This window comes from Deinococcus aquatilis DSM 23025 (genome assembly GCF_000378445.1).
Classification (GTDB): domain Bacteria; phylum Deinococcota; class Deinococci; order Deinococcales; family Deinococcaceae; genus Deinococcus; species Deinococcus aquatilis.
Genome location: NZ_KB899773.1, coordinates 1 through 10331, shown reverse-complemented (window position 1 = coordinate 10331; position 10331 = coordinate 1). Strand labels below are relative to the sequence as shown.

Annotated in this window: 10 protein-coding genes; 7 read left to right on the top strand and 3 right to left on the bottom strand. The window is 61.5% G+C overall.

Going from position 1 to position 10331, the window contains the following annotated elements:
* The coding region (locus tag F561_RS26745; RefSeq protein ID WP_040381876.1) for an IS30 family transposase at nt 1–964 on the top strand (964 nt) is incomplete at its 5' end.
* Here F561_RS26745 and F561_RS28400 read toward each other — a convergent pair.
* Together F561_RS28400 and F561_RS0123590 are read right to left on the bottom strand one after the other, a co-directional pair.
* Nucleotides 864–1547 carry an IS3 family transposase gene (locus F561_RS28400; RefSeq protein ID WP_245556626.1) on the bottom strand — a complete coding sequence of 228 codons (684 nt, stop codon included), beginning with the start codon at nt 1545–1547 and terminating at the stop codon, nt 864–866. The genes F561_RS26745 and F561_RS28400 overlap by 101 nt on opposite strands.
* An 11-nt stretch (nt 1548–1558) precedes the next feature.
* Entirely contained in the window at nt 1559–1858 is a 300-nt protein-coding gene (locus F561_RS0123590) for an IS3 family transposase (protein WP_019012429.1), read from the bottom strand.
* A 320-nt stretch (nt 1859–2178) separates the two neighbouring features.
* Between F561_RS0123590 and F561_RS0123585 the strand changes: the two genes are divergently transcribed.
* The 6 genes from F561_RS0123585 (at nt 2179) to F561_RS28380 (ending at nt 9404) form a co-directional block, all read left to right on the top strand.
* Nucleotides 2179–5163: an ATP-binding protein gene (locus F561_RS0123585; RefSeq protein WP_157452145.1), complete on the top strand. Its 2985-nt coding sequence runs from the start codon at nt 2179–2181 to the stop codon at nt 5161–5163.
* A 220-nt stretch (nt 5164–5383) separates the two neighbouring features.
* Complete coding sequence (locus tag F561_RS30665) at nt 5384–5608, top strand: double zinc ribbon domain-containing protein (RefSeq protein WP_169389573.1); 225 nt, start codon at nt 5384–5386, stop codon at nt 5606–5608.
* Nucleotides 5609–5688: 80 nt separating this feature from the next.
* Nucleotides 5689–7395 carry a thiol-activated cytolysin family protein gene (locus F561_RS0123580; RefSeq protein ID WP_019012427.1) on the top strand — a complete coding sequence of 569 codons (1707 nt, stop codon included), beginning with the start codon at nt 5689–5691 and terminating at the stop codon, nt 7393–7395.
* An 86-nt stretch (nt 7396–7481) separates the two neighbouring features.
* Entirely contained in the window at nt 7482–8192 is a 711-nt protein-coding gene (locus F561_RS0123575) for a hypothetical protein (protein ID WP_019012426.1), read from the top strand.
* Between the two features lie 531 nt (nt 8193–8723).
* Nucleotides 8724–9131 carry a hypothetical protein gene (locus tag F561_RS28385; protein WP_019012424.1) on the top strand — a complete coding sequence of 136 codons (408 nt, stop codon included), beginning with the start codon at nt 8724–8726 and terminating at the stop codon, nt 9129–9131.
* A gap of 3 nt (nt 9132–9134) precedes the next feature.
* Nucleotides 9135–9404, top strand: coding sequence for a hypothetical protein (locus F561_RS28380; RefSeq protein ID WP_157452144.1), 270 nt, complete (start codon nt 9135–9137; stop codon nt 9402–9404).
* 711 nt (nt 9405–10115) lie between these two features.
* Here F561_RS28380 and F561_RS29785 read toward each other — a convergent pair.
* Nucleotides 10116–10331, bottom strand: a 216-nt coding sequence (locus F561_RS29785; protein ID WP_040381874.1) for a hypothetical protein, incomplete at its 5' end; no start/stop codon positions are given.

Sequence of the window (10331 nt, the reverse complement as noted above, 5' to 3'; positions counted from 1 at the left end):
GCGTCCAAAGCCTGCGAAATTGGCGGTCAACACGGTGCTGAACACCTACGTTGAAGATCGGTTGTCGGGCATGTTGGTCTCGGCCACTGGAACGCCGATTCCTGGGCCAACGGTGCTTTGGAAAGGCCGCCGTCATGGGCCGCGACAGGATCGGCGCTGGACAACGGCATGGAGTCCAGAGCAAATCGCTCAGCGTCTCCGGATCGACTTCCCAGATGACGCCACCATGCGCATCAGCCACGAGGCGATTTATCAAGCGCTGTATATCGAAGGGCGTGGCGCGTTGCGCCGCGACTTAACTGCCTGCCTCCGGAGGGGCCGAACCCTGCGCGTGCCACGCGCACGTCGGTGCAGCCCCGGCAAAACGTTCGTTGTTCCCGAGGTCATGCTCAAGGAGCGCCCAGAGGAAGCGACAAACCGGGAAATCCCCGGTCACTGGGAGGGGGATCTCATCCTCGGGTTGGGCAGCTCCTCGATCGGCACACTCGTGGAGCGCACCACGCGCTTCACTCTCTTGCTCCACTTGCCCCGGATGCCGGAACATGGTCTGGAAGCACCGGTGAAGAACGGGCCAGCCCTGGCTGGCCACGGTGCCCAGGCCGTTCGGGAAGCCATTGCCCGGATCATCACCACCGTGCCTCCCCAGCTCCGACGCTCACTGACTTGGGATCAGGGGGCAGAGATGAGTCAGCATGAACAACTGCACCTGGACACGGGGGTGGGCATCTACTTCTGCGAGCCGAGAAGCCCATGGCAGAGAGGGACGAACGAAAATACCAATGGACTCTTGCGCCAATACTTTCCGAAAGGCACAGATCTGAGTCTCCACAGCGCCGATGACCTAGCGGCTGTAGCGAAGACGCTCAATGCCAGACCCCGCAAAGTCTTGGGTTGGCAGACACCCAATGAAGCCTTTGAACACGCACTACACGGGATTGACGCTGCTGTTGCGATGACCGCTTGAATCCACCCTGACTTCCGCGATCACTGTGATGTAACAGCCCTGGAGAGGGGGAACGCTGTTGTAGGGCCATCTGGAGCGCGCTGAGTGGCAGTTCTGCGGGCATGGTGATGTCCATGGCCCAACCGACGATGCGCCGGGCATACAAGTCCATCGTGATGGCGAGGTAGAGCCAGCCTTCTTTGGTGGGAATGTACGTGATGTCGGAAGACCAAACTTGATTGGGCTGTTCGGGTGAAAAATCACGGGCCAGCAGGTTCTCAGCGACAGGCTGAGAATGATTGCTCTCGGTGGTCACAACAAATTTCCGCTTGGTCTTGCCGTACAACCCTTGGGCACTCATCAGGCGCGAAACCCGTTTCGCGCTGCACTTCGTGCCTTCCCGCTGCAAAGAGGCGTGAACACGGGGCGCACCATAACGGCCTTTGTGCTCTTGATAAATCTTCTGAATGCGATTGGCAATTTCCTCGTCCTGCACGCTTCGCATCGAAGGCGGCCTTCTCCGCCAGCTCTGAAATCCGCTTGCTGTCACCTCCAACACCCGACACATGGTTTCCAGTCGAAACTCATGGAGGTGCTGGTCGATGAACGCAAATCTCAGCGACTTTCTTTTGCAAAGAAGGCCGTTGCTTTTTTCAATATTTCCCGTTCCTCACGCACAATCTCTAACTCACGACGAAGGCGCTTGATCTCCTCTTGTTCGGGCGTTAGGTTCTGACGCCCATGGCCGGGGAACGCCCGTTCCCCTTCCTGTTGATCGGCCTTGATCCAGCGGTTGAGTGCCGACAGGCTGATCCCCAGATCACGGGCCGTTCGGGTGATCCCTAGAGCGGGCTGCTGAGCCAGTCTGACGGCTTCGCGTTTGAATTCAGCGGTGTAGATTTTTCGCTCGGTCATGGTGGTGCCTCCTATGGTGAGGCTTAACTCCACCTATGCAATATCGGGGGAACCCCAGAACGCACCCTAGGCAGAACGGGTATGCTCGGTACAGTTTGAGGGCGTGGTTGGGCCTGCCGCCGCTTGACGCATAGCCCTGGGAGTCGAGCATGAGAGAAGAAGTGGGATGGCTTCTTATAGGACAGGCCTTGACCGAACGGTTGAAAGGGCTTGTCACGCGTCGCTCTGGAATCGCGCTGGGCCTCTGGGGAGACGCAGGGATTGGCAAGTCCCATTTAGGGCAGCAGATCTGCCGTCACCTCCCTTTTCAGAGCCTGACTGTGCAGGCTACGCTGCCCCTCCATCAGTGGTTGACGGCTCTGCCCCGACCATCCAGGTTACCTGCTTGGGCCAATGGGCGGCTGCGCCAGGCCGAACGCGGCGAGGGACTCGAAGAACCGCAAGTCGCTGCGCTGATTGGGGCTGTGTTGACCGGATTGGCTCCGTTCATGTTGCAGCTTGAAGATCTGCAGGAGGTCAGCCCAGAACGTGTCGTGACTGTGCAGGCCCTGGCCCGTTTGGTCAGGCGGGGCCGGGGGGTCGGCCTCCTCGTGACCAGCCGGTTCCCCCCCCCTGAACCCTTTGAAGCTGTCGCGTTGTCGCCCTTAGGGCCTCTGTTGATCAGGGATCTCCTTGAAGCGCATGCAGGCGCGCCCTTGCCGGAAACGGCGGTGGAGTGGATTCAGGCCCATGCAGGGGGAAACCCGTTGTTTACCCTGGAATACTTCCGGTGGCTGGCCCAGCAAGGCTGCCTATGGAACGATGGGCGACGTTGGCGTTGGCGTGTGCCAGAGCGTGATCTGCTGCCCGACACGCTTGAGGCCCTGTTGGCAGACCTGCTGCGGGGGGCAGGCCGCGAGCCTGCCTTGCGCGACACCTGGGAAGCTCGCGCCCTTTTGGGTAACGCGGCGTCGGAAGCGCTTTGGGCTGCGGTGGCCGGTCTGCCCGCCCCTGCCTTGCAGCGATGTTGCCTGGAGCTGGACCGTCAGGGCGTGTTTCGGGAGAACCGTTTTATTCATCCGCTGTATGCAGAGGTGGCGCGTCAGGCGTTGCCCTTAGAGCGCCGCCGCCTGCTGGCCCGCCGGGCCCTGGCTGCCTGCGCTCCAGACGACCCGCAAATTCCGTTTTGGGTACCGCAGGCCGGTCTTGAGCCGGAAGCCGCCTTGAGTGTGCTTCTCTCTGCCGCTCAGGGGGCCGAAGCCACCGGAGATACTGTGCAGGTCGCCCGGTGCCGGGCCTGTGCTGCCGACTATGCCCCAAACCCTCAGCGGGGCGAGTTGGCTTACGCTGCCGCCTTGGGACTGAGGCAAGTCAATTTGAATCAAGCGGCTCAGTTAGCACGGAGAGCTGCCGAGGCCAGCCCGGATCAGCCGGAACGGGTGTTGTTGTTGGCCGAATTGTATGCGGCCCAAGGCCAAAGCTCTGAAGTAGAGCGTCTGCTGGCGACGCCGACCGAACGTGGCTCCGGCAGTGTACAGGGCGGCCCCGGCTGGGCGCTGACCCTGCGGGTTCACCTCAACGACTATCCGCGTGCGTATGTCTTACTTGAGCAGCATCCAGACTTGCGGCAGCAACCCCACCCGGACGTGGCCCCTAGCGTGGCCCGCACGCTGCTGGAAATGGGCGATCCAGGAGGCTGTGAAGATTTAATGGCCCGGTATACGGCTGGAGTGCACCTCACGGAATCCCAGGCCCGGCAATGGCTGAACGTGCGGGCGCTGACCCGCTACTACGCTGGAGTGCCGGAAGAGGCCGCTCAGTTGTTCAATGCGCTATTGAACGGCTTGACCGAAGATCACTCTCCCCGGGAGGCTGCCGCCGCACGTTACAACCGCAGCCTCGCCTATGACGCTCTGAGCCGCTTTGAGGAGGCGCTGGCTGATCTGGAGGCCGCTGGGCGGCTGTGTGCGGGTCTGGGCGATCATAAGCGTTCGGCTCACCTGCAGGTGATGGTCGCCCGCCTCCAGATTGGATTTGGTCATTATGAACAGGCAGAAGAGGCGTTGCTACTCAGCCGCGCTGGCCTAGAAGGCCTGGGTTTGTCTGGCTTCTTGTGTGACTGCGAGTCTGCGCTGAGTGCTTTGTACCGGCTTTGGCAACCCTCTTACGGCATCTTGCTGGCCCGCCGTCACGCAGAGTTGGCCCTGACGCACGCCCGGTCTCTGAAGCAGCCGTCTAAAATTGCCCTGTGTTTGTATGATGCGGCCCAAGCGGAAATCCAAGCGGGCGACCCGCATCATGGCCTGGAACTGGCACAGGAGATGATGACGCAGGCCCTCCAGGCCCCGAATCAGGAATTGCGCCACTACGCCCGGTTTGCGGAGGCTCAGGCGTGGCTGGCCTTGCAGCGTCCAGCAGAAGGCCGCGCCGCACTGGAGGAGGCCTTGAGGCTGACTGCAGATCCACTCCAGATTCACGTCACTGGACTTGAACTTGACCACTTGGTCGGGGATCAGGCCAGCGCCGCACTCCGGCTGGCCTGGTTCAGAGCGCATGGGTTAACGCCCCTCGAGAAGACAGTCTGTGAGTATTTCCCTGCTCTGGCGACGGCCACAGGAGGTCAGGTGTCTGCCCCCGTTGGGCCGTCGGCTGGACAGGTAGTTGGCCGGTCAGCGGCCCGGCTGCAGCTTAACGTCTTGGGAACCTTGTGCCTGCGCGCACACCAGCAAGAGACGGCGGTGCGGGGGCGGCAGCGCGGCGCGCTCCTAGCCTGCTTACTTGAAGCCCGGCTGTGTGGTCAGCAGGAGGTGTCGAGGAGCGACCTGATCCATCACCTGTACCCGCAGACCGATGAAGTTCAGAGCCAAGCGGCGCTCAAAGCGTTGGTGTCTCAGACCCGGCTGGCGTTGGGACACGCCCTGATTCAAACGACGGCTCGAGGCTACGCGCTCGGTGACGTGACCTGTGATGCCGACGAATTCTTGCAGACAGGGGAGACTCGCTTGTGGCGTGGCCCTTACCTGGCGGGCGTAGAACTGGAGCCGGATACGCAAATTCGGGAGCGGCTGTACCACGCCCTTCAGCAGCGGGCAGAGGCGGTTTTGGCCCGAGATCCACTGGAAACTGCCCGCGTGGGCCGTCTGCTGTGCAGCGCCGACCCCTTTGATCTGGCAGCCTTGAGTCTGACGCTGCGGGCGTTGCAAGCCGCTGGCAACCACCGCTCTGTGGGCCGAGTCTACGGAGCCGCACGCGCCGCTTGGCGCGAGGTGGGTGAGGCGTTGCCAGAGAGCTGGCAAGCGTTTCTGGCCTCCACCGCACCGGCATAATTGATGCTTTTCTTGACCAACACCTCACCGGGCGTCGTGCACTCTGTCATCAGAAGGAGGCAGGCTCAGACTGCAGAGGGGCGAGTGTTGGCTGGAGAGCCGGTGCGCCGCTGGGTAGTCTGAACGAGAGGTGACCATTCAGCACGCCCCAAAGCAGTTCGCCAAACCGTTCGCTGGAGAGCCAAACTGCTGAAATCCGCGCGAAAAGGAGCTGCTCTTCGTGAAAGACCTTGCCAAAGATGACGTGGCTTTGACGCCTTCTGATGCCGCCCTGCCCTTGACGTATCTGCTGTGTCCAAGCTGTTTCCGGGCGGTGCCCTCACACAGCGGCGCGCAGTATTGCGTCAATGACGGCACGCAGTTGTTGACGGCTTGCCCCGCGTGTTCAGCGGCGATCTTGTCTCCCTACGCGCATTTTTGCGAGCAGTGTGGATCTGCGCTTTAGGCTCTCTGGCCTCCCCTCAACCAGCAAAGCCGCGGCCAATGATTCTCACGGCTTCTCCCACAGCTATCAGGAGAGTTGAAATGAGTGCTGACCGCACCGGACTCCTTGTGGCCCTCCTGCTGGGCGCTTTCAGCATGGCCGCCGCACAGCCCCGCCTTGATCCCCGACTTCCCCCTTTGCCGAGCATCACGCCTGCCCCCGGCCTTGACCCCCGACTCAGTGTATGCAATACCCCGTCTGCCCTCAGGTACCCTACGGACGCGACCTCGGCGGCTCAATTTGTTGAACTGTTGTACGGAGGGCCGAGGCGGGAAGGCTGCCCTGCTTTTGGCGGTGGTTGGCCTGCACCCAGTCTAGACCGCACCCGCGCCGCCGGTTCCCGCGAAACGACGCAGAATGAGGACGGGCGCGACTTCAGTTGCCGAGTGGACAGCTACGACATCACCCGTACACCGGACGACATCGTGACCTTCGACCCGGACGCGGGCTTGATGTGGCCCGGAGCGCTCCTGCAGGGTGAGGGCGTGGCCTTGGGACTGGGCAGCCTGCGCCCGCTGAGTGTTCCAGCCAGTCAGCGCATGCCCGTCACACTGAGCCTTGATCTGCTCACGGGCAACAACCGGGCCGTGGTGGTCAATCCGTCCAACTCCACTGTGGCGCAGGCAGTGGGCAGTTTGGTCGAGCAGGCCCAACGCAGCCGTATCGATTACGGCAGCTCGGTGTCGTACAAGAAGACCGAAAGCTATTCGCTGGAGCAGTCGGCTCTGGCACTGGGCCTCGACGCCGCCTATCTGGGAGCCTCCGTGCGGGGACGACTCAGTTTCGGCAATAAGGCCAGTGAACATAGCGTCACCGCCTTCTTTATCCAAAAGGCGTTTACGGTCAGCGTGGGCTTGGATGGACAGCGGCCCGGCGCGGCGCTGCTGGGCAACCGCGTTCCGGTAGCCGATCTGGTCACGCTGGCCCACGCTAAAGAACTGACCTACGACAACCTCCCCACCTACGTCTCCAGCGTTACCTACGGCCGCGTGCTGATGTTCCGCGTGACCTCCGCCTACAGTGCCAGCGAGATGCAGGCTGCTCTGGACGCGTCGTATCAGGCGGTGGCCGCTGGTGGCCGCGCCAGCTTCAGCGCCAAAGAGCAGCAGGTACTCAACGAGAGCCGCATTGAGGTGGTCAGTGTGGGAGGTCCATTCCAAGCGACTGCACAGACCATTCGCAGCGGCAGCCTCAGCGATTATTTCAAGGGCAACGTGCCCTTGACCAGCTTCAAGCCGATTTCCTATGTGGTGCGGCTGATGAGCAACAACGCCATTGCCGCTATGAGCCGCACCACCCAGTACAACGTGACCATTTGCACGCCCAATCCCATCGGCATCCGGCTCAAACCCCAGATGTACGTACGGATGATCGAGCCGAACGATGCAGACGAGGACTCTATCTACGGCAACATTCGGGTCAACGGCACACAGATTTGGGAGGTCAGAGAAAGCCAGGCGGCGGACATCAGCCGGGGCGAAACCGTCAATTTGTACCAGAACCTTGAATTCCCAGTGAACTTTGGTCAGGCGGCCCCCATGCGCGTTGAAGGCCGCTGGATCGATGACGATTGGCCTTCAGGGGACGACACCACGGCCAGTTGGGATTTCACCGTCAATTTGGCAGAGGTGGCCGACGCCATTCGGAATGGCCAAGTCTGGGAACGCCACTTCCGGGGAGGCGGGGACGACGATGCACAGGCTGAAATCGTGATCCGCTTTGACCCCGCCAGCAGCAAGTTGTACTGACCGCGTCGGAAGAGGTGTCAACCGTGAGGCTGATGCCCAGTGGATACCCGACTCTTCTCCCTCTCGTTGCATGACAGGAGACGCTTATGTTCCGTCTGAACTCTTCACTTCTGGCCTTGGCCCTGCTCACTAGCGCCGTTCTGGCGGCCACCACCAATCTCAGCGTGATCGTAAACGGGCAGGTAGCCCCCGATCAGGCGATGATAGTGAACGGCAAAACCTATGTGCCGTTGTCAGCGCTGAACCTTCTGGGGGTCAAAACGAGCGTGAAAGGCAGCACGCTGACGCTGGGCAATGCGATTCCAGCAGTCACTGCTCCGGGCGGCGCGAACCAGAAAATTGCGGTGGAAGGCTGCATTGGCGACCCCCTCTTCAACGGCATCTGGCGCATGACGGTCAAGAAGGTGGAACCGATTGGCCCGGATGTGGGCCTGGGGCCGGGGTGGGGCGTCACGGTAGAACTGCGCAACGGCACGCAGACCAAAACTTCCCTGCAAGACACGGGACTGATCTCCACGGATCTGGTGATGCCCGACGGCAACACCTTCATATTCGAGGAGCGCACGGCGGAAGAACCCTTTATTTACAAAAGCATCGGGCAGGCAGGCGGGGTGACCTATGCGCTGCGGTTTCATGTGCAGGACTCGCGGGCGCTGGCGGCCAGTGTACCCCGGCCCACCAAATTGGTGATTCAGCTTGATCCCAAACGCCTGACTGCAGGCTACTTGAAGGTGGGCAAAGTGGCTTACACCACACCCAATCCCAGCTTCCGCGTGCGGCTGGACTGCACCCGGTAGAGCATGAGCGAAGAAACGTGAAATGAGACAACGTTCAAGCGGGGGTTTGGAGGTTGTGTTGCCTTAACTACAATGTCAGTAAGTTAAGGGGTTTGGGGGCAATGTCGAAGGTGCTGACGGCCTGACACAATTTATGAGAAAGCGTCCCCGGTAGGGGACACTTTCTGTTTGTGAAGACCGAAAATGCCACTGGGGACGCCCCCCGACTGTACCAAGCGATCCTGCCCCACCTCCACCCCGCCCTGTGGAACGACGTCCGCAACGCCCGTACGCTGGCCTGGATGGTCAGCGGCCTGGTGCTGTCCCAGAGCGTTTCCATTCCCTCCTGGCTGCCGCACATCCACTCCCAGGCCACGGTCGCCCAGAGCACCGAACGTCGCTGCCGACGGTGGCTGGAGAATCCAGCCATCGCGCCTGGCAGTGTGTATGGCCCCCTGATTACCCGAGCCTTGCGGGATTGGGGCCCGCATTCCCTGACGCTGGCGCTGGACACCAGCATCCTGTTCGGACGCTTCTGTCTGATCCGGGTGGGTGGCCGTCCTCTACCGGGGACGAGCGGTACCGCTCGTCTCCCGCGTCCTGGAGCATGCCAGTGCTCAGGTCGGCACCGAACAACTCCTGCCTGTCCTCGCCGAGGTCAAAGGCCTGCTGGATTTTCTTGGGCTGCACGATGTTCGACTCCTGGCGGATCGGGGTTTTTGCGACACGGCCTTGATGGGCTGGCTCTGCGTCTGCGGATGGCACTTCCGCATCCGCATCCGCATCAAATCGAGCCTGATTCTGGCCGCTCCAGACGGGCAACGGGTCTGCACCATCGGGGAAATCAAACGCGCAGCGCGCGAAACGCGCTGCTTCCACAACATCACGATCACCGGACACCGATTTGGGCCGGTGCATGTGGCTCTGGGCCGTCCCACGGACGGCCCAGAGCAGTGGTAGGTGGTGAGCGATGAACCCACCAGTCGTGCAACGTTTGCTGAGTACAGCGAGCGCTTCCAAAGAGAGGAAGGATTCTTGGATGAGAAGAGTGGCCTCTTCGGTCTGGAGGACTCCAAACTGCGTGATGCCGCCAGCCTCGAACGCCTGATCCTGGTGATCTCTGTGGCCACGCTCCTGCTCGTCTCCGAAGGACTCCAGATCGTGCAGCAGGGTGTTCGCAGAACCATTGATCCTCATTGGAACCGCGCCCTGAGCGATTTGAAACTTGGTTGACGCGGCCTCCACTTCGCGCTGAGCCGGGGGCAGGCAGTACTCAACCGCCTGACGCTCCAAGGGGGCGCCGATCCGGCGCCTCCCGGACGTCGCAAGAAATCGCATGTCAGTTCTGTGGACGCTTTAGAAGGCGGCTGGGTGCTCAGATTTCGCTCTCCCTCATAAATTGTGTCAGGCCGTCAGCCTGCGTGGGACATCACGCAGTCCCCCGGCCTCCGCATCAGGGCATCACAGATGACGCCCATCTCTACTGTCGGCGTCCAGAAACGCCCCCGAAAGGAAAAGGCAGCGCAGCAGACACCAGCAGGTGGATGCGGCGCTCCGGCAGATAAACCGTCTCGCTCCCGGCCGCCCCGCACTGGCGGCGGCTTCAGGAACCCGTGCGGTGACGCCAGCCGCGGTGCGGCCCGCAGTGACGACCCGTCCGACCACCCGTGCGGGGGTGGAGCCGCCGCAGCCCTCGATCCTCGAGACCTGGCGGTACAAAAACTCTTGGGGAAGATCCCGGCGAACTTCGCCAAAGTGCGTCAGTGATCGGTCTGCCGTTTGATAAGAAGACTCTTCCCAAAACGAACTATTACATGAGACTGGAGGAGGGGGGACCGGTGATCGTCAGGAAAGTGGGGGATAATCAGCGGTTCACGCCCCTAACCATCGATGCCCTCAGTACCCGACACTTTGTTGAGGGGTTGAAATCTCCCGTCTGATCCGTCAAAACAGAACGCGTCCCCTGCCACGCTGACCCATCTGACGCGCTGCTTTTGTGCTCATTTCCCGGAGTACCGCAAAAACCAAGTGGAACTGCTTTCTCTCGTTGTCCTGGCACTCCTTCAAGCCAAGGACGTCCGGCATGGGGAGCTGGCTGAGCGTTTCCCGGGAAGCGCAGGGGCGTCGTCGGTCATTCGCCGAATTGAGCGGTTTTTCAAC

Excerpts from the sequence above, each read along its gene's own strand:
- F561_RS0123575 (WP_019012426.1), top strand. The coding sequence starts at position 7,482 with ATGTTCCGTCTGAACTCTTCACTTCTGGCCTTGGCCCTGCTCACTAGC.
- F561_RS0123590 (WP_019012429.1), bottom strand. The coding sequence starts at position 1,858 with ATGACCGAGCGAAAAATCTACACCGCTGAATTCAAACGCGAAGCCGTC.
- F561_RS0123580 (WP_019012427.1), top strand. The coding sequence starts at position 5,689 with ATGAGTGCTGACCGCACCGGACTCCTTGTGGCCCTCCTGCTGGGCGCT.